Source organism: Pseudoalteromonas sp. SMS1 (assembly GCF_021530565.1).
GTDB lineage: Bacteria > Pseudomonadota > Gammaproteobacteria > Enterobacterales > Alteromonadaceae > Pseudoalteromonas.
The window spans coordinates 362,135-386,304 of the sequence record NZ_JAKGBI010000002.1; the positions used below are offsets into that span (position 1 = coordinate 362,135).

Here is a 24,170-nt window from a genome sequence, read left to right on the forward strand (position 1 = left end):
TTGAGCAGTCAGCTTGGTGTGTTTTGTTGTGCTAAGTATTTTCACAAGAAGTAAAGTCACTAAAGTTAATGGTTAACCGCTACTATAATCGTAATTAGGTGTTTTGCAAAGTCTCAATAAATGAGCGGCATGCCGCTCACCTCAAAATATAACAGTTCAATTACGCAGTGCGCACGGCGTCTCTGCGGTGTGACCAAATCATTAACCCAAGACCACCGATGACCATAGGTAATGACAAGATTTGGCCTTGGGAAATTACACCTGCATACAATCCGATATGCGCATCAGGCTCACGGAAGTATTCAATTGCAAATCTAAATGTCCCATACCCCAACAAGAATAGGCCAGCGATACTCCCCGCAGGACGAGGGTGCTTGCGGTACCAAACCAAAATTAAAAACAATACGAACCCTTCAAAAAACGCTTCATATAGCTGAGATGGATGTCTAGGTTCATCTCCCCCAGTTGGAAAGACAAACGCCCAAGGCACATCTGTTGTACGTCCCCAAAGCTCACCATTGATAAAGTTCCCAATTCGGCCCGCTAATAACCCCACAGGTACCATTGGCACGACAAAATCTCCCACTGCTAGCGGTGATTTATTAGTTCTCCAAGCGAATACAAAAATGGCTGTAATTACACCCAGAGCACCACCATGGAAAGACATTCCTCCTTCCCAGACTTTAAATAAAGTCACAGGATCAGCGAGAAACTTATTGAAATTATAGAACAATACATAGCCAATACGCCCGCCAAGAATCACACCAAGCATGCCGTAAAACAGTAAGTCGCTTACCTGCTCTTTGGTCCATCCTGAATTGGGCTTTTCAGACTCTTTATTTGCCCACCACATTGCAAACGCAAAGCCGATTAGGTACATCACACCGTACCAACGTACACTTAATGGTCCAATTGAAAAAATGATTGGATCTATTTCTGGAAACTGCAAAGCCATCGCTTTCCCTCAATAAAATAACATTTTGCCTGCAATCACGACGAGTATGAATGCAAACACCTTTTTAATCGTTGCGACAGGTAAATATTGTGTCGCCTTTGCGCCTAATGGTGCTGTAAACCAAGAAGTCAATACAATGCCAAACAGCGCTGGTAAGTATACATAACCTGCAAACCCCTGTTGCAATGACAGCTTCTCGCTGCCCGAAACAATATAACCAATACTACCGAATAACGCGATCACTATGCCACTGACCGCTGCACAGCCAATTGCCTTTCGCATATCGACTGAAAAAAAATTCAGCAATGGGACAATCAGTACGCCCCCACCAATTCCGAGCATCGCCGAAAGTGCCCCCATAGTGCTTGTGATCGCACTTATTACAGGCCCTGTTGGCAGCGTCCTCGATACAGTCACCTCTGCACGGTTACTTGCATACACCATCTTAATTGCAATCAATACAACGCACACAAGGAAAACCCACTTAATGATTACCGCAGGGATTAAAGTCGTGAGAAAGCCACTGATCAATGCGCCCACTGCAACACCGATTATCACCCAAGGAGTAATTGACCAAGGCACATTATGGTTTCGATGATGGGCTAATGCTGAGGAGGTGGAGGTAAATAAAATCGACGCCAGTGATGTCGCTATCGCCACCACAATGACCTGTTCTGCCGGTAATACAGAAAAGCCAATCAAGATCGCGGATAAAATTGGCACAATGATCAGTCCTCCGCCAATCCCTAGCAAGCCAGCTAAAAAACCAACTACGCAACCTAGCGCGGCACAACACACAATTAATGATGTGCTAAAAAACATATTGATACTCATGGTTTTAATTGTCGGCTATGTTAACGCATCTAATTGGCGCCTGCACCTTGTATCTTTCAACACCCACCCACTGGCATGGTGTGGATGTGTTAAGTCAACTCCAAGAGCACAGGATCAGAAGAGATAACGTTGTGACTCGCGGCTTAGTTATGACTCAGAATTGGGTGACGAGTGCGTGTAAAGGAGCTCCTCTAATTGATGGCTGATTAAAAACTCACGAATAAAACGATGCACCTGTATCGCATTTGAAGCGGCAAGACACTTATCGAGTAATGCTTCCATATCTGTAACTTTAAGGCGCCTTAACACCCATTTAACTTTGTTCAACGCTGAAATGTTCATACTCAGGCGCCGATAACCCATTGCCACAAGTAATATAGCGCCTTCATACTCCCCCCCTAACTCACCACATAAGCTGAAGGGCAACTCCAGACTTTCACAGTCTTTGGCAATTTTATATAAGGCTCGCAGTACACTTGGATGATAGGGCTCAAATAATTCGGCGACCCGCGCATTCGCTCGATCAACAGCCAACAAATATTGCGTTAAATCGTTACTCCCGACTGAGCAAAAGTCGACTTTATCAGCCCATTCAGGCAGTAGGAATAAACTAGATGGCACCTCTAACATCACGCCGATTTCAGGCTTGTCAATTTGATAAAACTGATCAGCCCACTCTTCTTGTAACTCAAAGTAAGCTTGCTCGAGTAATAAAAGGGCATCATCGACTTCTTCCGTATGACTCACCATTGGCAGCATGATTTGTAAATTGCCTAGTCCTGCATTGGCCTTGATCATTGCCTTTAACTGATCTAAAAAAAGTTCAGGATGATCCAAGGTCACCCTAATCCCTCGCCACCCCAGAAATGGGTTTTCTTCTTCAATATCAAAATAGTCGAGGACTTTATCGCCACCAATATCGAGTGTTCGCATAACGACGGGTTCTGGGTGATAACGTGATAACACTTCTCGGTAACATTGTTCTTGCTCTGCTTGAGAGGGAAATTGACCTCTTTGCATAAACCAAGACTCAGTCCGATACAACCCAACACCATCACAGAAATTGGCACTTATGTGCTCAGCAGATAAGTCTAAACCTGCGTTTAGCAATAAGCTAACGCGCTCACCATCAAGGGTAATAGGCGGTAAGTCATGTTCAGCTTCAAAGCGATCATGTAATTGCCCGTCTTTTAACTTGAGTGCCTCATACTCTTGAGTTAACACCTTTGATGGCGAAATATACACACGCCCAGCATACGCATCCAATATAATCGGCTTATCATCGAATTGTAGTAATGGAATATTCTCAATGCCCCAAATAGCCGGGATCCCCATTGCTCTGGTTAAAATCGACGCATGGGAGTTGGCCGAACCATGGACACTTACAACCCCAACGAGTTTATGCTTAGGTACTTCAGCCAACATGGCTGGGGTAAGTGTATCGGCAATAATAATGGTTTGTTCATGATACGACTTGGTAATACTCTCTGTACTCACTAGATGATGCAACACCCGCAGGCCCAAGTCTTTTACGTCAACGGCACGCTCTTTAATATACGGATCTTGCATCGCTTCAAACTGTGTTATCAAGTCGCTGATCACATGCTTGAGTGCCGATTTCGCATCCCATCCTTCCTCGAGTTCTTTGTCTACTTTCTCTCCTAGGCTGCGTGCATCGAGTAACTGTTGATAAACTTCAAAAACCGCTAACGCTTCTTTAGGTAGCGTAGCCGACAAACAATTTGCAAGAATATGAAACTCCTGACGTGTCGCAGCTACTGCTTGCCTAAACAGCTGTCTTTGCTCACTAATGTTATCGTTTTTTGCCGACTCGATACTCGAAAATTCAAGCTTAGGTAAAACCACATATGCTTTGCCAAGCGCAATACCCGACGTACTCGGGACCCCCTTCAAAACCGAAGTCTTATGCGTTGAGGCTTCTTGTTTCAACACGGTTTGAATTTCTACGTGCGCCAATTGCGAAGCCAACTGGGCAGACAAAGTAATTAAAAAGGACTCTTCATCATCACTGAATACGCGCGTTTTTTTTTGTTGAACAACGATGACACCGAGTACTTTTCTTTGATGAACAACTGGCACTGACAAAAACGCATTAAAGCCTTCTTCGTTGACTTCTGGGGCGTGTTTAAATCTTGGGTGACTTTGGGCGTGGGCTATATTGATGGGCTCTTCCCTTTGCGCAACAAGCCCCACTAAACCTTCGGTAAAACCGATTCGAAACTGGCCCACCGCATTAGGGTTTAGGCCATCACTGGCCATTAATACGAAATTATCTCGGCTGTAGTCCGCAAAGTAAATGGAACAACACTCTGTTTGCATGGCTTCTTTTACCATAGAAACAAATAAGCTCAATGCATCGTCTAGGTTATCTTGTTGAGATACAGCTTCAGCAATTGATCTTAATGTTGCTAACACGATTGTTCCCTTATGCTATCGTCTACGCCAATGGTCTTTGTGCCCATGCTCTTTTCGATTGAAAGGCATCGCAAAAGGAGCAAACTCTTTCATGACTCTTCGATACACGTCCCTTTTAAAAGACACTACCTGTCTCACAGGGTACCAATAGCTTACCCACCGCCAATCATCAAACTCAGGGTGGTGAGTTCTGAGCAAATCAACTTCCTCATCTTTGCACCTCAATTTGAGCAAAAACCATTTTTGCTTTTGGCCAATGCAAACTGGGCTGGAGTCTTTGCGAATTAATCGTTTCGGTAATTTATACCTTAACCAATGTTTAGAACTTGCTACAATTTCAACATCTTCAGGCCTTAAGCCCACTTCCTCGTGAAGCTCTCGGTACATGGTTTGTTCAGGTGTTTCTCCTTCGTCCACACCCCCTTGAGGAAACTGCCAAGAGTGCTGGCCATAACGCCTAGCCCAAAATACTTGCCCTTGGTTGTTACATATCACAATTCCCACATTGGCACGAAATCCTTCGGCATCAATCACCTTAGCGCCTCATTCTTATATCAATTTAATCTGATTGTTCCATATCTAAGAGACATCAGCAAACATTATTCCCCCTTTTGCTCAAGTTACCCACAGCTTGTGCATAACATCTCTATTTCGAGCCTAATTTACAAACAAATCCACAGATACATAGTAAAAAAGTCAACTTCTCCACAGAAACTGTGGATAATATTGTTCATATATCTGTATTTATCCAATAATTAACTTTCAATGACTAGAAAAAAGATTGCAAAAAACCTTTAAAACCCATAAATATCATTAAGTTACAATATTCACACCCCTACTATTAAGCGGTTAAACTTCAACCAAGAACAACCAGGTCAAAAAACACACAAGCTGGACTTAATCCACATGTGGGCACTTATCTGATAGTATTGTCATAGAATAATCAGGTATATGAGTCAATCTACGTGCAACGAGTTTCCCCCCCACTTTCCATTTCAGAATTAATGCAACGCGTTGAAGCCATTGCAGGCACCACACTTGGGGAATTAGCGGCTCAGTTTGAGTTTAAAAGTCCGGAGGATTTGCTCAAGGAAAAGGGATGGCCAGGCCAATTAATTGAACATGTTCTCGGAGCAAGCGCGGGTTCAAAGCCCGTGCCTGACTTTGAACATATTGGTGTGGAGTTAAAAACGCTACCTATTAGCTATCAAGGAAAACCCTTAGAAACGACTTATGTATCCATTGTGCCACTCACAGATTTAACGGGGTTAAGTTGGCATCAATCCAGCGTAAAGAAAAAACTTACCCATGTTTTGTGGTTACCTATTTTAGCCGAGCGTGATATCGCCCCCGTAGACAGAACAATAGGCACCGGCTTTTTGTGGCAGCCTTCAGTAGAGCAAGAAGCCCAACTTAGAAGAGATTGGGAAGAACAAATTGAACTTATCGCCTTAGGCCGGATCCAAGAAATCACGGGACATTTGGGTGAGGTGATGCAGATCCGTCCAAAAGCCGCAAATAGTAAAGTCTTGACCGATGCTATCGGACCGAATGGGGGACTCGTTAAAACTTTACCCAGAGGGTTTTATCTTAAAACCCAGTTCACGCAAAACATCCTCATGAACCACTTTTCAAATTAGTTGTGAGTAAATAAAAAAGCCGCTGAAGATAACTTCAACGGCTTTTTTTAAGATTCAATAAGTAAATTACTGACCTTTAATTTCTGAACGACCTTTGTAAACTGCTTTTTCACCTAGCGCTTCTTCAATACGAAGTAATTGGTTGTACTTCGCAACACGGTCTGAGCGACAAAGTGAACCAGTCTTAATTTGACCCGCTGCAGTACCTACCGCTAAATCAGCAATGGTTGCATCTTCCGTTTCACCTGAACGGTGAGAAATAACCGCTGTGAAACCTGCATCTTGTGCCATCTTGATCGCATCAAGAGTTTCAGAAAGAGAACCAATCTGGTTGAACTTGATTAAGATAGAGTTACCGATGTTCTCATCGATACCACGCTTTAAGATCTTCGTGTTAGTCACAAATAAATCGTCACCTACGAGCTGAACTTTCTCACCGATTTTATCCGTTAAGATTTTCCAGCCAGCCCAATCGCTTTCATCTAAACCATCTTCGATAGAGACGATAGGGTAACGTGCTGCAAGATCAGCCAAGAAGTCAGCAAAACCTTCAGAGTCGAATGCTTTGCCTTCACCGCTTAGGTCATACTTGCCATCTTTGTAGAACTCAGAAGAAGCACAGTCTAGTGCTAAAGTAACATCTTTGTTCATTTCGTAACCCGCAGCAGCAACCGCTTCAACGATAACTTCTAACGCTTCCTCGTTTGACTTAAGATCTGGCGCAAAGCCACCTTCGTCACCAACAGCTGTATTTAGACCACGTGCACTGAGTACTTTTTTCAAGCTGTGGAAGATTTCAGCACCCATACGCAGTGCTTCACGGAAGCTAGACGCGCCAACAGGCTGAACCATGAACTCTTGAATATCAACGTTGTTGTCGGCGTGCTCACCACCGTTGATGATGTTCATCATTGGTACAGGCATAGAGAACTGGCCAGAAGTACCATTAATGTCAGCAATGTGCTCGTAAAGTGCAACGCCCTTCTCTTGCGCAGCTGCTTTAGCCGTTGCTAGAGAAACTGCTAAAATTGCATTTGCACCTAGTTTTTCTTTATTTTCAGTACCGTCTAGGTCAAGCATAACTTGGTCAACAGCACGTTGTTCCAAAGCATTTTGACCTTCTAGCGCCTGTGCAATTTCATTATTTACAAAATTAACTGCTGTAAGTACACCTTTACCTAAGTAACGAGACTTATCACCATCACGTAATTCAAGTGCTTCGCGAGTTCCTGTTGATGCACCAGATGGTGCACATGCGCGGCCCCAAGCGCCTGAGTCTAAATGTACGTCAGCTTCAACAGTAGGGTTACCACGTGAGTCCATAACTTCACGGCCAATCACTTTTACGATTTTTGACATCTTGATTCCTCTTTTCCCAAAGTGGTGAGTGTTTTTATATCTGCTTAATTCGCATTGCTATACAACCGACTATGTGTGTTTCAGTTGCATAGCAATGCTGCCGACATGGCAGCCCATACAAACAAAAAAGCCGTGCACTCGTGCACGGCTTTCTCATTTAAGAGTTTTCTTTTTGGTGACTAAATGCTGCACCTACAAACCCTTCAAACAATGGGTGACCATCGCGCGGGGTAGAGGTGAATTCCGGGTGGAACTGTGCAGCAATAAACCAAGGGTGATCTTTGTTTTCAATGATCTCCACCAGCTTTTTATCTTCAGACAACCCGGTGAAAGCAAGGCCTGCTTGTTCAAGCTTTTCTACGAAGTTATTGTTCACTTCATAACGGTGACGGTGACGTTCCGTAATTTCAGCGTTGCCATATACTTCGCGAACTTTTGAACCTTCTGCTAAATGACACAATTGTGCACCTAGACGCATTGTACCACCGAGATCCGATTCTTCCGTACGTGTTTCAACGTTACCGTCAGCATCTAACCACTCCGTGATCAAGCCAACCACTGGGCTTGGCGTATTCACGTCAAACTCTGTTGAGTTCGCGTTTTCAAGACCTGCAACATTTCGTGCATATTCAATCAATGCCACTTGCATCCCCAAACAAATACCTAAGTAAGGTACTTTGTTTTCACGTGCATATTGTGCAGCCAGGATTTTGCCTTCAACACCACGGTTACCGAAACCACCAGGCACCAAAATAGCGTCTAGGTGAGCCAGTAGCTCAGTGCCTTTGCTTTCGATATCCTGAGAATCAACGTATTCGATATTCACGGTAACGCGATTTTTTAATCCGGCATGTTTCAGTGCTTCATTCACTGACTTATATGCATCAGGCAGTTCGATGTATTTACCAACCATACCAATTGTCACTTCACCCGTAGGGTTAGACTCTTGATATAAAACCTGCTCCCACTCAGATAAATCTGCTTCTGGACAATCTAAGTAGAAACGACGACAGACTAAATTATCCAACTCTTGAGATTTAAGAAGCGCTGGGATCTTGTAGATGCTGTCTACATCTTGTAGTGAAATAACCGCTTTCTCTTCTACATTAGTGAATAGCGCGATCTTCGCTCTTTCATTTGCTGGTAGCTTGCAGTTCGAACGACACACAAGAATGTCTGGCTGAATACCAATCGAACGTAGCTCTTTCACTGAGTGCTGTGTCGGCTTAGTTTTAACTTCACCCGCAGCGCCAAGGAATGGCACAAGCGTTAAGTGCATGAATAATGCGTGCTCACGACCTAGTTCAGTACCTAGCTGACGAATTGCTTCAAGGAACGGTTGTGACTCGATATCACCCACAGTACCACCAATCTCGACGATGGCGATATCGTGGCCTTCAGCACCTTCTATCACACGACGCTTAATATCATTAGTGATATGTGGGATAACCTGAATCGTTGCGCCTAGGTATTCACCTTTACGCTCGCGACGAAGTACATCTTCAAACACTCGACCTTGCGTAAAATTGTTACGGCTAGTCATCTTGGTACGAATAAAGCGCTCGTAGTGACCAAGGTCAAGGTCTGTTTCCGCCCCGTCTTCTGTTACGAAAACTTCACCATGTTGAATTGGGCTCATCGTGCCTGGGTCAACATTGATATAAGGATCCAGCTTAAGAATTGTCACATTAAGGCCACGGGCCTCTAAAATCGCAGCCAATGATGCAGCTGCAATACCTTTACCCAAGGAGGAAACAACTCCGCCCGTTACGAAGATAAATTTTGTACTCATGCGAACCCTAGAATATCAAGGAAAATGGAATTTAAATAAGAATCAAGACGGGGCAATAGTATAGCAAAAGCCCAATTAGCAATCCAGCAAAATTATTGGGCGAATGCTGTTTAAACTTTAGACTGTTGTTTTATCTGCTCCCACGCAGCATCCATCTGCTCTAAGGTTGCATCATTTAAACTGATATTTTTTTCTGCAAGTGCAGATTCTACCTGCACGAACCTATGGGTAAATTTATTACTCGCCTGACGCAATAATTGCTCGGGGTCACGCTTGGTATGGCGAATGACATTAACCGTGGCAAATAACAAATCGCCTAGTTCTTCTGCGCTGTGGTCTGAATAAGGGTCTTCGGCTAATGCCTCATTAACCTCTTGAACTTCTTCTTCCACTTTTTCAAGCGCCCCATGATAACTGGGCCAATCGAAACCCAGGGAGGCTGCACGCTTTTGAATTTTTTTAGCTCGTGTGAGCGCAGGTAAACTCGACACAATATCAGCGCCGAATTGTAATGCTTTGCCATCCGCAGCTCGCTCAGCCTGCTTTATCGCTTGCCACTGCGCGTCGAGTTCAGCTTCTGACAAAGAAACAGACTGCTCAAAAACGTGAGGATGTCGGCGGATGAGCTTTTCATTCAAGCCAGCCACGATGGTATCAAAGTCAAATAACTCAGCTTCTTTACCCAACTGTGCGTAAAATATAACTTGAAATAACAAGTCTCCAAGTTCGTCTTTTAACCCAACAAAATCTTCTTTTTCAATGGCGTCTGCCACCTCATGCGCTTCTTCTAACGTATGTGGCACAATCGTCTTGAAGCTCTGTTGTTTATCCCAGTCGCAGCCTGATTCAGGATCACGCAACTTTGCCATTATGGTGAGTAACTGCTGTAAATTTTGGCTCATAATTTTACCTTAGTGCTGCCTTTTCGCTTCAAATACACCTTCCGTTTGCAACAGTTTAGTGAGCAGCCGGTTCATGGCAGACAAATCTCCCACTTCTATTTTCATTGTGAATATAGCGACGCCCTGCTCATGTTGTGTCTGTACATTCATATTTAGCACATTCACTTTTTCATTGGCTAAAACGGCACTAATATCACGAATTAACCCTTGCCTATCATTTGCTTCAATGCGAATCGTTATCTCATAAAACGATTGCACATCTTCAGACCAGCTAACCGCAATTTCTCGCTCAGGATGTTGCTCAGTGATGTGTGCAAATGCATCGCAATCAGCACGGTGTACAGCAATTCCCCGTCCTTGCGTGATATAACCGACAATGTCATCACCAGGTACTGGCTGACAGCATTTCGCAACATGACTCAGTAAGCTCCCCACGCCCTCCACCACAATGCCATTTTTATCACCTTTGTGTTTCTTGCGTGTGCTGAGCTTTAGCTGCGGCTCAACTTCTGGCTTATCTTGAATAAAATTCAGGAATTGATTAATGCGCACATCACCTGCGCCAATCGCGACCATCAAGTCATCTAGTACTTTAAAATTAAAGCGCTCGATTGCAGGTTCAAGGTCTTTATAGCTGATATCCAGTTTTTGCAGGTGGCTGTCCAATATCTCTTTGCCAGCCTGCAAGTTCTTATCTCGGTCTTGTTGTTTAAACCAATGATGGATCTTGCTTCGTGCGCGCGATGAGTGAATATAACCCAAAGACGGATTTAACCAGTCTCGACTCGGCGATGGGTTTTTCTGCGTGAGTATTTCAACTTGGTCGCCAGTAGAAAGCTTATACGTGAAGGGAACTATCTTGCCAAACACCTTCGCACCAATACAGCGATGACCCACATTGGAGTGAATGTAATAAGCAAAATCCAAGGGAGTGGCCCCTAACGGCAAATCAAAAATATCACCACGCGGAGTAAAGACATATACACGGTCTTCTACAACCTGATTTTTGAGTTCTTCAGCAAACTCACTGCCATCAACCACCTCTTCTTGCCATTGCAGTAGCTTTCTTAGCCAACTGATTTTTTGCTCGTAACCAGAGCCACGACCAGGCAATGCACCTTCTTTATACATCCAGTGCGCAGCAACGCCCATTTCAGCATCTTTATGCATTTCGTGTGTGCGGATCTGAATTTCAACCGTCTTCCCTTCCGGACCAAATACCACGGTATGGATAGACTGGTAACCATTCGGCTTTGGCGTTGCAACATAGTCGTCAAATTCTTTATTAAGGTGACGCCAATTTGTATGCACAATGCCAAGTGCGGCATAGCAGTCTTGTATTTCATCTACGACAATACGCATTGCGCGGATATCAAACAACTGCTCAAAAGCATAATTTTTCTGTGCCATTTTTTTGTAGATACTAAAAATGTGCTTTGGCCGACCATATACTTCAGCTTTAACATTAGCATCAGCGAGTTTTTGCTGAACCGACTCCACCATATTGACCATGTAAGCTTCTCTGGCCAAACGTTTATCAGCGAGCTTTTTAGCAATCGTTTTATAACTGTCTGGGTGCAAATAGCGAAAAGAGAGATCTTCTAGTTCCCACTTTAGTTGGCCGATACCAAGGCGATTCGCTAAAGGCGCAAAAATATTAGCGGTTGTTTTTGCTGCCACGACACGCTCTTCTTCACTGGCGTCTTTTACACTGCGCAAGTAGCAAATTTGCTCAGCCAGTTTGATTACAACGGCACGGACATCTTCAACCATAGCCAGCAACATGCGACGAATCTTATCAATTTGTACATTACCCTTGCTTTGGTGTGCTAGCGTACTGATTGACGCCATTTGATCGACGCCTTTTAAAAGCAACGAAATATTTTCACCCAGTGATTTTTCAACAGCTTCAAAATCGAGCTGTTCAGCAATAAAGTAAGGTGTCAAAAAAGCACTTGCGAGAGATTCGGCGTCAAAATTAAGCTCAGCTAAAATCTCCACCATCTCAATGGCCTTCTCAAGCAGATCAGCATCGGCTTCCTCGGGGCATAACGCATACGCTTCATTGAGCCGAAGAATCTTGTCTTCGGACAAGTTAAGTAACGCCAGCCGCGCATCAAAGTCTGCGGGAAGTTTTGCGTGATGAGATTGGCGAGTCGCGACCATATTTGACTACCTCCTTTGGAACAACGCCATAGTTTCAATATGCCCCGTGTGTGGAAACATATTCATCAATGCGATTTGGCTCACTGTAAATCCAGCTTCAACTATCAGCGCACTGTCTCTTGCCAAAGTAACAGGATCACACGACACATAGAGAACCTGTTCAAACTGTGCAAGCGGTAGCTGCTTGAGTACTTCATAAGCACCAGTGCGGGAAGGGTCTAACACGAGGGTGTTAAACGCCTTGTTAAACCACGTTGCCGACGTCATATCTTGGGTCAGATCAAATTGGAAAAACTGAGCATTATCGATGCCATTAGTTTGCGCATTTTGAGTGGCCATTGCAACAGAAGAAGCAACCCCTTCAACACCAATTACGTGCTTTGCGCGTTTTGCCATCAACAATGAAAAATTACCAATCCCGCAAAACAGATCCAATACTCTATCGGTGTCTTTTAGCTGTAACCAATCCATTGCCTGAACTAGCATAGCGTCATTGACTGCTGCGTTCACCTGTATAAAGTTGTTAAGTCTAAATTGAAAGCGAATATCGTCGACTTGATACTCTGGAAGCGCGTCGTAATGCACCTCACCTGAGCCGTCATCCCAAAGCACTTGCCAAGGGAGCTGCGCTGATAATATTTGTTTTACCTTTTCTTCAACCGGCTTGGTATGGCGCAATAAAATAAATGGAAAGTTGTCCGCTTCGCATAATTGAATGTGGCTAACACTTTTAAATTGTGAATGACGATTGAGGGCATCCCTTAGCAATGAAAAGACCTCTTGGTACACCTCATTTAAGACTGCACACTGTTGAACCTCGACGATTTTTTTCGACTTTGCCGCGCGAAACCCTAATTTTAAGGATTTTGTACTCTTATCTAAATAGGTTGCGATTCTGCCAGCGCGGCGATAATGAAGACTTTCACTGGCAATTGCATCGTGCCAAGGTAATGCTCGGATCCTCGCAAACTTTGCAAAAAGCTTCTCAACAGCAAGCTGTTTGTGGCTTAATTGCGCGCGCTTTTCTAAATGCTGCAACGAACACCCACCACATTCTCTGTAATGCGGGCAAAATGGCTTTACTCTGTCCGCACTTGGCGTGATCACTTTTTCAATGACCCCTTCAAAAAGCTTAGCTTTTTGTTGCAGAACACGCACTTTAACCTGCTCTGAAGGCAGTGCACCTTCTATAAAACCAACCTTTCCCTGATGCTTCGCCACACCGCGTCCAGTGTGATCTAAAGACTCAATTGAAACTTCAAAGACTTGCCCTTTTCCCATTGTCTTTTTAGCACGAAAAAATTGTGCCATGTATCGCCCCTTTTACATTGCTAAACACCAGTGAACTCGCTACTCTAGAGTTCATAATTATCAAAGTTTTATATCGCTAAATATGTCTAAATTGAGCTTACGCGATAGCGTTTTATTGCTTACTCTGATCCCGACGGTGTTAATCGGTCTAATACTTGGTGGGTATTTTACTATAAATCGTTACGTAGAGCTTGAACAAATACTAAAGCAACAAGGCACCAGTATTGCCAATGCGCTGGCGATGACGGTTGAACAGCCGCTCGCGACCAAAGACAAAGCTAAACTGCATGGTATTATCACCAAAGCACACAATCAGCACGCAGCCTTAGTGAATAGCATCGCGGTGTTTGATAAGCACAATCAGCTTATCATGACCAGTAATTATCATGGTGATTTTAGTAACCTCCACTACAGAGGAAATGTGGTTGCTCTGCATGCTACCGAAGTCCAAAAGCTGCATAGCAATTACGTGATATTTGCGCCCGTTAAACACTATGGTACTAGTGACACTTGGCAAGAAGCCCATGCGCAAACCACCGCTGTGCTGATGGTAGAGATTAGCCAAGACCAAGCCATCATCGGACAGCAGAAAGCCTTGCTATTTAGCAGTGCAATTATCCTCGTTGCACTGTTTTTAAGTGCGCTTCTTTCGACACGGCTGAGCCGCATGTTTTCAACACCATTGTCACAGCTACAACTTGCGACAGATAAACTTATCGAAGGTAAAACGGATATCGGTGTCAACAACCCCATGCAAGGGGAGTTCGACATGATGCGCCAAGGCCTGATCACCATCAGTGAGAAAATGGTTGGACAGCGGGACGAAATGCAAAAGCACATCGATCAGGCAACCAGTGATTACCGAGAAACACTTGAACAGTATGAAACCCAAAACATCCAGCTAAATATCGCTAAAAAGGAAGCTCAAGTAGCAAACCGAGTCAAATCAGACTTCCTTGCCAAAATGAGTCATGAGTTAAGAACGCCTTTAAATGGCGTAATTGGGTTTACTAGACAACTGTATAAAACGCCACTCAACAAACATCAAAAAGACTATCTAGACACGATAGAGCTTTCAGCAAACAGTCTGTTAACCATCATCAGCGATATTTTGGATTTCTCTAAACTCGAGGCCGGTGCTATGGAGCTTGAGAACATTCAGTTTCAACTGCGTGATGCGGTAAACGAAGTTATGACTCTGCTCGCCCCCAGTGCGTATGAAAAACAGTTAGAGCTCTCTATTGCCGTTAACCATCAAGTACCAGACAACTTAGTTGGAGACCCAACGCGCTTTAAACAGGTACTTATTAACCTCATCAGCAATGCCATTAAGTTCACTGAAAAAGGCTCTGTGAAAGTAGACATAAGCCACCGCCTAAAAGGGGATACACAAACTTCCTTATTGGTGTCAGTCAGCGATACAGGCCTTGGTATTGCGCAAGAAAAGCAAGACACGTTATTCACACCTTTTGCGCAAGCTGACACCAGTATCACACGTAAATTTGGCGGTACAGGCCTTGGCTTAATCATCACCAAGCATATTGTTGAGGTAATGCAGGGCCGCATTACTTTAAACTCAGCACTGGGCAATGGTTCCTGCTTTACCTTTAACGCTATTTTCAATTTACCTAACCGCCTGTTCAACGAAGACTTACCTTGTAAGCCTTTGGAAAATAAACGTGTACTTTATTTCGAACCGCAAGAACATACGCGAAATGCGGTCTGTGCTCAAATAGAAAGCTGGCACATGCAAGTCACCGTATGTGATAGCGATGATGCGTTCCAGCATGCACTCGCACAAGAATTTAGCTACGATATCTGCCTAGTCGGTAACATGGCCACAGTTGACGATATGCAAACAGTCAAAGGGTATATAAATCAAGCTCGAGATAAAGCCGACTATTTGTATTTAATGGTCAATACTATCTCTCACAATATGCGTGAGTCACTAATTGGTAGTGGTGCAGATGCTTGTATCAGTAAACCTCTTCACCATAGAAAGCTTTGTGAAATGCTGGCTGCACCATATCGATTGGATCATCCGGATCTCTCAATTGAGAACGATAATCCAACTCACCTGCCACTCAAAGTGCTTATTGCGGATGATAACGATGCCAACCTAAAGCTCCTTTACACTTTACTTGAAGAGCAAGTGGAAACCATCGAGACTGCTCACAATGGTGCACAAGCTGTTGGGCTATGTAAAACCCATAAATACGATTTAATCTTTATGGATATTCAAATGCCTATTATGGATGGTATCACCGCATGCAAGAGTATTAAAGAATCGTCGATGAACGATGATACACCCATTATTGCCGTGACAGCGCACGCGCTAGCCGGGGAAAAAGAGCAACTGGTCAAAGATGGTTTTAGCGGATACATGACCAAACCTATTGATGAGGATATGCTCAAACAAATTATTTGTGATCACAGTGCGGCTTCACCAGTAGAAAGAGAGCAAAAAGAAGAACAATTGGTCAGTAGCGTTGCCCCATTTGAAAGCCATCTACTCGATTGGAACCTTGCGCTGCAACGAGCGGGCAATAAACCTCACTTAGCGCTCGAAATGCTCAACATGTTATTGCAGAGTGTGCCCGAAACCATCGATTTACTGAACACCGCGAGTGAGCACGAAGACCCTGAGCAATTACTAAAAATTGTCCACAAGTTCCATGGTGCTTGCTGCTACACAGGTGTACCTAAACTAAAACAGCTTGCCGAAACCATCGAAACAGCTTTGAAACAAGACAAGGGATTCAGCTATGTAGAGCCTGAAGTACTTGACTTAATAGATGAGCTGACCAATCTAAATCAAGATGCTGAAATCACCTCTGTATCCAGCCTATAGCTTGCTTGGTAAGAGCCGAAAAATAAAAAAGGCGCCCTAGGCGCCCTTAACATTCCGAATTTTCAATTATAATGCTGCGAATACTTCGTCAGTTTTCGCGGCACAAATGAAGTCATTCTTGTGAAGACCTTTAATTGAGTGGCTCCACCAAGTCACAGTCACTTTACCCCATTCAGTCAGCAGACCAGGGTGATGACCTTCTTCTTCTGCCATATCGCCTACTTTATTAGTAAACTCTAGCGCCAGTTTAAAGTTTTTAAACTTGTACACTCTTTCTAATTGCATGATCCCATCACGCACTTCAGGTACCCAGTCAGGGATCTGCTTAATCAATACTGCTAACTCTTCATCTGACACTTTAGGCGCATCCGCACGACACGCTTCACATTTTTGTGCACTTAAAGACATGGATGGTTCCTTAACTTGCTAATTTGTTTTTAGGTGGAAATTTCGGTTCAAACAGACCCAGTTCTTTTGCTCTTTGTACCAAAGCCATAATGTCCATTTGAGAAATATCAAATAGATCATCAATTGAGTTTATGGTGTAGTACAGGGGCTGCATTATATCAATTCTATACGGTGTACGAAGTACATCTAACGCTTCTAATTTGTTGATTTCTGGTTTGTCCGAATAGACGTATTGTGTTTCGCCTGGACTCGACAGAATGCCGCCGCCATAAATACGTAAACCATTTTCGGTTTGCATTAAGCCAAACTCAACTGTAAACCAGTATAAACGCGCTAAATATACACGGTCTTTTTTCTCAGCGGCATAACCAAGCTGACCATATTTATGTGTAAATTCCGCAAACGCAGGATTTGTAAGCATCGCACAGTGACCAAAGATTTCATGGAAAATGTCTGGCTCTTGTAGATAATCAAACTCTTCGCGAGAGCGAATAAAGGTTGCTACTGGGAATTGCTTGTTAGCCAATAAGCGAAAGAATTCATCAAAGTCAATCAGTGCAGGTACTGGCGCGACTTGCCAGCCAGTCTCTTTCTCAAGTACTGCGTTAATCTCATGAAGCTGTGGAATACGATCATGAGGAAGATTTATCTTTTTCAGACCTTCCATGTACTCATCACACGCTTTACCTTCAATGCACTTAAGTTGTCTAGCAACCAATTCGGACCAGATCTTATTTTCTTCTTCGCTCCACTCAATAACGCCTTGCTCGTTTGGCTGCTTGGAGGTGTATTTACTAGATTTAGCCATAGTAACCTTCTTAAATTTTGATCCCCACTTCTGTTGGTGGAGCCTTCAAACCTGTTATCTGGATACTATGTAAAAGTGAGCAAAATATTAATAGTAGGGACGTAAATGCCCCCACTAAAAACCAGTATTTTCGTAAACTATAAATTACATCACTGAGCAAAAAACATTACACCCCTTTGCAAATAAGCAATTCATAGCCATTTATCGTAAATATTTATATACACAAAAATGCACTTTCAAGGTCTGAAATAATATCTTCGACGGCTTCTAGCCCCACAGAAATTCGGATCAGTCCATCAGAAATACCTGCCGCTAATCGTTCTTCTTGTGTGTAAGGCGAATGTGTCATTGAAGCGGGATGCTGGATCAATGTCTCTGGGTCACCGAGGCTAACGGCCAATGTGCATAACTGTGTTGCATTGATAAATTGCTCCCCATCAGCCAACGTGCCTTTGATTTCAAAGGCAATAACACCACCTGCCGACTTCATTTGATTGCCTATAAATCGATGCCCAGGATGAGACTCAAGGCCTGGATAATAGACGCGCTCTACTTTAGAGTGAGATTCTAAATACTCGGCTACTTTTTGTGCGCTTTCACAATGCCGCTGCATGCGAATATGTAGGGTTTTTAAACCACGGTTGATGAGCCATGCATCATGTGGGCTGATTGTCGCACCGATATCTTTTAACACCGTAAGTTTGACGGTCTCTATATGCGCTTTACTCCCGCACACGACACCCGCTACGACATCACCATGACCATTTAAATACTTCGTTGCGCTATGTATGACAATATCAATGCCAAAATGCTTTGGTTTTTGCAGTAAAGGTGTCATGAAGGTGTTATCAATCACACTAATTAGCCCATTTTTTTGAGCAAACTGACCCAGCATAGACAAATCAAGTACCGTCATGTTGGGGTTGATTGGTGTTTCAGCAAACAGCACTTTACTGTTTGGTTTGAGTGCTGCTTGAAGCGCATCAAGATCGGTCATATCGACAAAACTCACTTCAATGCCAAACTTCGGCAGCATGTGGGCAAATAGCGCAAAACTACAGCCATATAGCGCACTGGAAGCAATAAGGTGATCGCCTTGCTGCAAAAAGCTCAATACGGAAGCGGAAACAGCCCCCATACCTGTGGCTGTCGCCGCCGCATCTTCCATCTCTTCTAATTGTGCGAGCTTTTCTTCCAATTCTCGGGTTGTTGGGTTACCAAGTCGAGTATAGATGTAACCCGCTTCCTCTCCAGCAAACCGCGCGGCACCTTGCGCTGCATTCGCAAATTTGAAAGTGGAGCTCTGGTATAATGGGGCGGTCAACGCGCCATGCGGATCTTCAAAATGATTTGGACCGTGAATACAGTTAGTTTGATCGTGTAACTTCTTCATTGCTTGCCTGTTGTTATTATTCAAAATTAAAATACCTTATGTAATTAGATATTCTATGAATGATAATTGCACAAGCATGCCGGAAGTTCAGATGGCTATGTGAGAAAGATTAATATTGGAAAGCTGTACACATATCTTGTCACCTCTGCGGGCGCAAGGTATGTGTACGTTGTGAATTAATTTTGTTTAAGCAGTTGATTTGTCAATCTTTTAGCTAACGTACTGAGGAAATTTGCTTTGTTTTCCAATCGCGGGATAGGTCTACATAGCTCCATCGCTTTGTATCCCAGCCTTGCAGTAAATACACCCGCACTGAGTCCCTGTGCAGAACGCGCTGACAGTTTACCCAGTAACTCTGCACCAAGGCTTGTGGCAGCTAAATCACTCAGCAATTCAGCGGCACCCACAAATACAATTTGTTTGGCCAAAAGTTTATATAGCTTAATACGACTGCGGTACCCGAGTTCAATCCCATAGTGCGCACTGAGTTTTTCAATTAAGCTCACACCACGCCAAAGTACGGCTAGCATATCAGTAATGGCCATAGGGCTAAGTGCCACCATTAAAGCCGAAGTTGTTGCATATTCTGCAATTATTTCTTTAGCAGTATCATCTTGGCTTTTCAGTATACTTTGCTCATATAACTGAATCACTTCTTTGTCGGTGTAGTGGCTTTTTAAACTGGCTTCAAATGTATTTACAGTCTCTTTTGGTAATGTTTTGAATAGGGGCGCAAGCCAATTTTGTGCTTCACCAATTTGATTGCTACTGAGTAATCTTGACGCTTGCTCTCTTCTGGCTTCAAGGCGCTTTAACTTGCGTAGCGCAACAACTTCCTTAATTAAAAATTGCCCTCCCCAGCCCAATGCAGACACGACACACACAATGTAAATGCCCGCGAGCACGATGCTTTGCTGTAACGCTGTATAAATCGCTATCCCCATCTCAATGGGGAGCAGCACCAGCAAGCTTAATAATAAAACATGGCGCCAGCCGAGTCGCCTGTTTGTACCTTGAAAACTGGCTTGGACTTGCTCATCAAACGCCTGACTCCCCATCTCTTGCACTTCTGAAATAGAGAATGCTTCCGCGTTTTCATATCTTTCGCTTTGACGATCAAACTTTTTTTCTGGGACCAAGGCTTCAGCGCTTTGTTCAGTATCAATTCTTCGACCTGCCTGCCATTGTTTTGATTTCGTCATCTGAGTTTGTCTCCAATCAAAAACTCCAACGTGTGATCAAGCCGAATATGCTCCAGTTGACCTTGATAGGCCGGAAATGGATAGAATGATAAAAACTCAAAGCCGTGCTCTGGCCAGCTCGACGGAGGCAATACATGATCAGGTGGTTCCGGTGGTAAAAATGTGATGAATTGAGATTCGTTTAATGGTTTTCCATACACGCAATTCAAGGTTTTGCCTTGATCTTGTATTTGCTTGTGTTGACAACTTTTCACTGAAGAAATCGTCATAGTGTCCACCTCTACACCTGCAAACTTGAGCTCATTTTCATGTTCGCAGAGAAGTTCGTGCAATAATCGTGTTAAGTTGTCTTGCTCCGTGATAGCCACCGCATCGCACTTGTTAGCTGCAAATAAAACCTTATCAATTTTAGGTTTGAACAACCTCTGCAATACACCACTTTTACCATGATTAAACATCGCCATGGTCTCTCTCAACGCATGCTGAGTCTGGGTCAGTGTCGCTGGTCCATCATTCAAAGCCCCAAGCAAATCAACTAAGACTAGCTGCCTATCAAATTCACAAAAGAATTCCTTATAAAAAGGCTCAATCACTTGTTTTTTATAGGCTTCAAATCGCTGTTCGAGCTGCTGGTACTGCGTTCCATCTTTATCGATTAGATCATGAACAGGTATTGGGAAGAATTGGATGATTGGTGCACCTGCCAAATCACCCGGAATCAACATTCGACCCGGCTGCAACTTAGCCACCTTGGTTTCGCGCTTTAGAGTTTGCAATAGCGCACAGTACTGCTCTGAAAGCGTATTTAAAGTATTTGAATCAACAGGCGCCATAACATCAAACGTACTTAACTGCGATAATAATGGCTGGCTATATTGGCTATATGCTGGCTCTGATAAAACGGCTAATTGAGCACGGCTCCATTGCTCAAAAGTCATATTTAGCATCGGTAAGTCCATGAGCCACTCACCCGGATAATCAATTAACTCTAAGTAAACCGTGTGATCCGCTGAAAAGTGTTGGCGAATGCCACTATTACTTTGAAACTTAAGGGCCAAGGTCAAGGTATTGATCCGCTCTGTAGAAGCCGGCCATGTGGGCATTTCTGCCAATAAGCAAGCTGCTGCATTTGTATAGTCAAAAGTCGGGATATCTAACACTTTTTGTGGGACTAGTTTACACGCAATTAAACGCTGCTCTCGCACCACTTCAAAAAAGGGTAAATTCTGACTATTGGCTTGTGTTGTGAGGTGCTTTACTAAGGCAGTGATGAATGCGGTTTTACCGCTGCCACTAAAGCCCGTTACGGCAAGTTTGATATGTTGGTCAAGCGAACGTTGGATCGTTTTTTGCGCTTTTTGATGAAACTTTTCAAAGGTTTTCTTGGTTGCTAATTTGACGCTCATTTAACACTAAATCCCTAACTTAGTTGGCGTGGCGACCATACTCGCCACTTGCCATTAAAGCTTGTTAATTTCCCTTTTAACGGTGAATTCAGGGGACGTCACGTGACGCTCCATATTTTGAATTCGGTTGTCTAATCTACCCAGTCTATCTTTCAGATCAAACAAAGCTTGTCGAGGCGGCTCGCCTTTTTGCCAAACCTTAAACTTAACCGAAACAGGATCGCTATTATGTTCATGAGTCACATGTTCAGATTCAGGCTCTTTTCTATCTAAGATAAACCAGCACGCAATATAAATCACAACAAATAGTGGTCCGCCCGATAACAAAACTGCGGTAACGAATAAGATACGTACCAACCACAGCTCCATATTGAAGTAATCGCTTAGCCCTGCACACACCCCGGCTAACTTACCTCGCTTTGGGTCACGATATAGCTCTCTTCGTTTCTGACTCATACCTTGCGCCTCCACTCTGGTGACTCTTGATCCAATAGTGCCTCTAGTGTTTCGACACGCTCAGCCATTTTTTCAGCCTTGTGCGCCAGTTCTAGCAACTGACGATGCTCGTGCTCACTTAATCCTTGGCTCAATTGTTTTTTGCTTTTGTAATGAAGAATGAGCCACAGCGGCGCTACCACAATTAAAAATAAAACAACTGGGGCAACTAGTATTTCTGCGTCAAACATAATCTTCTCCTGTTTATTTCGGTCTTGGCAGCGTAGTTATTATTTTTAGCACCTACTTTAACAGTAGGTGCATTTAGGTTCACTTATTTGCCAGCTTTTTCTTTAAAGCTTCTAGCTCGTCATCTACTTTTTCATTTTTTTGTAGATCCGCGATTTCATCAGACAGTGATTTCTTACCAAGGTCGTATGCCTCCACCTGAGACTCTAATCCATCAATTTTGTTTTCATAGCGTTCAAAACGATTCAATGCGTCTTCAACTTTGGAGCTGTCTAGCGCCTTTTTAACGTCTAGCCTAGATTCAGCAGAACGCTGACGTAAAACGATCGCTTGTTGACGCGCTTTCGCATCAGCTAACTTCTCTTGAAGCGTTGTTACTTCTTGTTGCAATTTTTCGATGTGCGATTCAACATGACTCAATTCATCTGCAACACTTTGCGCGGCATCAGACGCCTTTTGCTTTTCAAGTAACGCAGCACGCGCTAAATCTTCGCGCTCTTTAGTCAGTGCCAACTCTGCTTTTTCTTGCCAATCATCAGCTTGCGAATTTAACTGTGCAACTCTTCGCTCTAATTCTTTTTTCTCCGCCAGCGTTTTTGCTGAAGTTGAACGCACCTCTACCAGAGTGTCTTCCATTTCTTGAATGATAAGACGGACCATTTTTTCTGGATCTTCAGCTTTATCTAAGATGGCATTAATATTAGAATTAACGATGTCAGCAAAACGTGAAAAAATTCCCATAATCTTTTACCTCGTTGGTTATGATTTATATTACTGGATTGTATGTATCAAATAGCTTGCCAACTTTACAACTCAATTTAAGCGTTATATTTCAATAACTTATAAATATAACAAAAAGCTTCCTATCATAATTTTTTTCAAATAAACTATAACTTAGTCAAATACACTAAGAGTTAGGCAATTATGAGTCAGTTCCGCCAACAAGATAATTTATTGGGCCAATCAGACAGCTTTTTAGCGGTACTGGATCAGGTTTCCCAACTTGCGCCGCTGGAGAAACCCGTTCTCATCATTGGAGAGCGCGGTACTGGTAAAGAACTTATCGCAGCCCGTTTGCACTTTCTTTCAGAAAGGTGGGATCAAAATTACGTCAAACTCAACTGTGCAGCACTGAATGAAAACTTATTAGAAAGCGAACTATTCGGACATGAATCGGGCGCATTTACGGGAGCAAGTAAACGTCATGAAGGCCGCTTCGAACGTGCAAATGGCGGAACCTTATTTTTGGATGAGCTAGCCAATACTTCCGCGATGGTGCAAGAAAAGCTTTTACGCGTTATTGAATATGGCGAATTTGAGCGAGTGGGTGGTAAACAAACAGTGAAAGTCGATACAAGACTCGTTTGCGCTACAAATGAGGATCTTCCAAGCTTGGCTGACAATGGCGAGTTTAGACACGATCTATTAGATAGGCTGGCATTTGACGTTATCACTTTACCGCCTCTTCGGGCACGCCAAGAAGACATATTATTATTAGCTGAACACTTTGCAATAAACATGGCGCGTGATCTCGGTTGGTCACTATTTAGTGGTTTTACCCGCAAAGCAACAGACACACTATTAGATTACGGGTGGCCTGGTAACGTTCGTGAGCTTAAAAATGTCATCGAACGTAGCCTCTATCGCCATGGTAATGAACATCTGCCCGTGCACCAAATTAACTTTGATCCCTTTGACAGCCCTTATCGCCCTCACCAACGCATCAAAGCTGTGAAAAATACAGAGGTCGATATCCATCAACCAACCCCTAACAATACGCAGCAATCGATCCATGAACTTGAAGACGCAACCTCCCCTAGCATCGCATTTGACTTTCCGTGTGATCTAAAGTCGCTTTCTAGTGATTATGAAATAGAGTTGCTCAAAAAAGCGCTTGAATTTAGTCAATTTAATCAAAAGAAAACTGCACAAAACTTAGGATTAACGTATCATCAACTTAGAGGCTATTTGAAAAAATACAATTTGTTAGACTCACAACAAGAGGTTTAACTGTGGTCACTGT

General features: G+C 43.4%; 20 protein-coding genes. 3 read left to right on the forward strand and 17 right to left on the reverse strand.

Going from position 1 to position 24,170, the window contains the following annotated elements; translation table 11 throughout:
* Positions 1-160 precede the first annotated feature (160 nt).
* From lgt to rppH, 4 genes are all read right to left on the reverse strand, one after another.
* On the reverse strand, positions 161-955 hold the full coding sequence (gene lgt, locus L1286_RS03465; RefSeq protein ID WP_235405523.1) for a prolipoprotein diacylglyceryl transferase: 795 nt from the start codon (positions 953-955) through the stop codon (positions 161-163).
* Between the two features lie 9 nt (positions 956-964).
* Positions 965-1,777 (reverse strand): sulfite exporter TauE/SafE family protein, encoded by an 813-nt coding sequence (locus L1286_RS03470; protein ID WP_235405524.1) that lies wholly within the window; start codon positions 1,775-1,777, stop codon positions 965-967.
* Between the two features lie 159 nt (positions 1,778-1,936).
* The gene (gene ptsP, locus L1286_RS03475; protein ID WP_235405525.1) at positions 1,937-4,225 is read right to left on the reverse strand and encodes a phosphoenolpyruvate--protein phosphotransferase; all 2,289 of its coding nucleotides are present in this window, start codon (positions 4,223-4,225) and stop codon (positions 1,937-1,939) included.
* A 15-nt stretch (positions 4,226-4,240) separates the two neighbouring features.
* Positions 4,241-4,759: an RNA pyrophosphohydrolase gene (gene rppH / locus L1286_RS03480; protein ID WP_235405526.1), complete on the reverse strand. Its 519-nt coding sequence runs from the start codon at positions 4,757-4,759 to the stop codon at positions 4,241-4,243.
* A 431-nt stretch (positions 4,760-5,190) separates the two neighbouring features.
* On the opposite strand from rppH, the gene mutH reads away from it, so the two are divergent.
* Positions 5,191-5,865 (forward strand): DNA mismatch repair endonuclease MutH, encoded by a 675-nt coding sequence (mutH, locus tag L1286_RS03485; protein WP_328284186.1) that lies wholly within the window; start codon positions 5,191-5,193, stop codon positions 5,863-5,865.
* A 66-nt stretch (positions 5,866-5,931) separates the two neighbouring features.
* On the opposite strand, the gene eno is transcribed toward mutH, so the two are convergent.
* The 5 genes from eno to rlmD all read right to left on the reverse strand — a co-directional run bounded on the left by eno (position 5,932) and on the right by rlmD (position 13,395).
* Positions 5,932-7,224 (reverse strand): phosphopyruvate hydratase, encoded by a 1,293-nt coding sequence (gene eno, locus L1286_RS03490; RefSeq protein ID WP_235405527.1) that lies wholly within the window; start codon positions 7,222-7,224, stop codon positions 5,932-5,934.
* A 157-nt stretch (positions 7,225-7,381) separates the two neighbouring features.
* The gene (locus tag L1286_RS03495; RefSeq protein WP_235405528.1) at positions 7,382-9,016 is read right to left on the reverse strand and encodes a CTP synthase; all 1,635 of its coding nucleotides are present in this window, start codon (positions 9,014-9,016) and stop codon (positions 7,382-7,384) included.
* Between the two features lie 110 nt (positions 9,017-9,126).
* The gene (gene mazG / locus L1286_RS03500) at positions 9,127-9,918 is read right to left on the reverse strand and encodes a nucleoside triphosphate pyrophosphohydrolase (protein WP_235405529.1); all 792 of its coding nucleotides are present in this window, start codon (positions 9,916-9,918) and stop codon (positions 9,127-9,129) included.
* A gap of 9 nt (positions 9,919-9,927) precedes the next feature.
* Complete coding sequence (gene relA / locus L1286_RS03505) at positions 9,928-12,084, reverse strand: GTP diphosphokinase (protein ID WP_235405530.1); 2,157 nt, start codon at positions 12,082-12,084, stop codon at positions 9,928-9,930.
* Between the two features lie 6 nt (positions 12,085-12,090).
* On the reverse strand, positions 12,091-13,395 hold the full coding sequence (gene rlmD, locus L1286_RS03510) for a 23S rRNA (uracil(1939)-C(5))-methyltransferase RlmD (protein WP_235405531.1): 1,305 nt from the start codon (positions 13,393-13,395) through the stop codon (positions 12,091-12,093).
* A gap of 82 nt (positions 13,396-13,477) precedes the next feature.
* Here rlmD and barA point away from each other — a divergent pair, with 82 nt between their 5' ends.
* On the forward strand, positions 13,478-16,246 hold the full coding sequence (gene barA / locus L1286_RS03515; RefSeq protein WP_235405532.1) for a two-component sensor histidine kinase BarA: 2,769 nt from the start codon (positions 13,478-13,480) through the stop codon (positions 16,244-16,246).
* 66 nt (positions 16,247-16,312) lie between these two features.
* Here the strand turns inward: barA and L1286_RS03520 are convergent, their stop codons facing one another.
* The 8 genes from L1286_RS03520 to pspA all read right to left on the reverse strand — a co-directional run bounded on the left by L1286_RS03520 (position 16,313) and on the right by pspA (position 22,888).
* Positions 16,313-16,654: a 4a-hydroxytetrahydrobiopterin dehydratase gene (locus L1286_RS03520; protein ID WP_063359553.1), complete on the reverse strand. Its 342-nt coding sequence runs from the start codon at positions 16,652-16,654 to the stop codon at positions 16,313-16,315.
* A 10-nt stretch (positions 16,655-16,664) separates the two neighbouring features.
* On the reverse strand, positions 16,665-17,462 hold the full coding sequence (gene phhA / locus L1286_RS03525; RefSeq protein WP_235405533.1) for a phenylalanine 4-monooxygenase: 798 nt from the start codon (positions 17,460-17,462) through the stop codon (positions 16,665-16,667).
* 214 nt (positions 17,463-17,676) lie between these two features.
* On the reverse strand, positions 17,677-18,855 hold the full coding sequence (locus L1286_RS03530; protein ID WP_235405534.1) for a trans-sulfuration enzyme family protein: 1,179 nt from the start codon (positions 18,853-18,855) through the stop codon (positions 17,677-17,679).
* Between the two features lie 176 nt (positions 18,856-19,031).
* Positions 19,032-20,057, reverse strand: a complete 1,026-nt coding sequence (locus L1286_RS03535) for a YcjF family protein (RefSeq protein WP_235405535.1) — start codon at positions 20,055-20,057, stop codon at positions 19,032-19,034.
* Complete coding sequence (locus L1286_RS03540) at positions 20,054-21,463, reverse strand: YcjX family protein (RefSeq protein ID WP_235405536.1); 1,410 nt, start codon at positions 21,461-21,463, stop codon at positions 20,054-20,056. Before L1286_RS03540 ends, L1286_RS03535 begins: the two co-directional genes overlap by 4 nt.
* 54 nt (positions 21,464-21,517) lie before the next feature.
* Positions 21,518-21,919 (reverse strand): envelope stress response membrane protein PspC, encoded by a 402-nt coding sequence (gene pspC / locus L1286_RS03545; RefSeq protein WP_235405537.1) that lies wholly within the window; start codon positions 21,917-21,919, stop codon positions 21,518-21,520.
* A complete protein-coding gene (gene pspB, locus L1286_RS03550; RefSeq protein ID WP_063359547.1) occupies positions 21,916-22,149 on the reverse strand; it encodes an envelope stress response membrane protein PspB in 234 nt (77 codons plus the stop codon). The genes pspC and pspB overlap by 4 nt, the downstream gene beginning before the upstream one ends.
* A gap of 79 nt (positions 22,150-22,228) precedes the next feature.
* The gene (pspA, locus tag L1286_RS03555) at positions 22,229-22,888 is read right to left on the reverse strand and encodes a phage shock protein PspA (protein ID WP_235405538.1); all 660 of its coding nucleotides are present in this window, start codon (positions 22,886-22,888) and stop codon (positions 22,229-22,231) included.
* Positions 22,889-23,071: 183 nt separating this feature from the next.
* Between pspA and pspF the strand changes: the two genes are divergently transcribed.
* The gene (gene pspF, locus L1286_RS03560; protein WP_235405539.1) at positions 23,072-24,157 is read left to right on the forward strand and encodes a phage shock protein operon transcriptional activator; all 1,086 of its coding nucleotides are present in this window, start codon (positions 23,072-23,074) and stop codon (positions 24,155-24,157) included.
* Positions 24,158-24,170 lie beyond the last annotated feature (13 nt).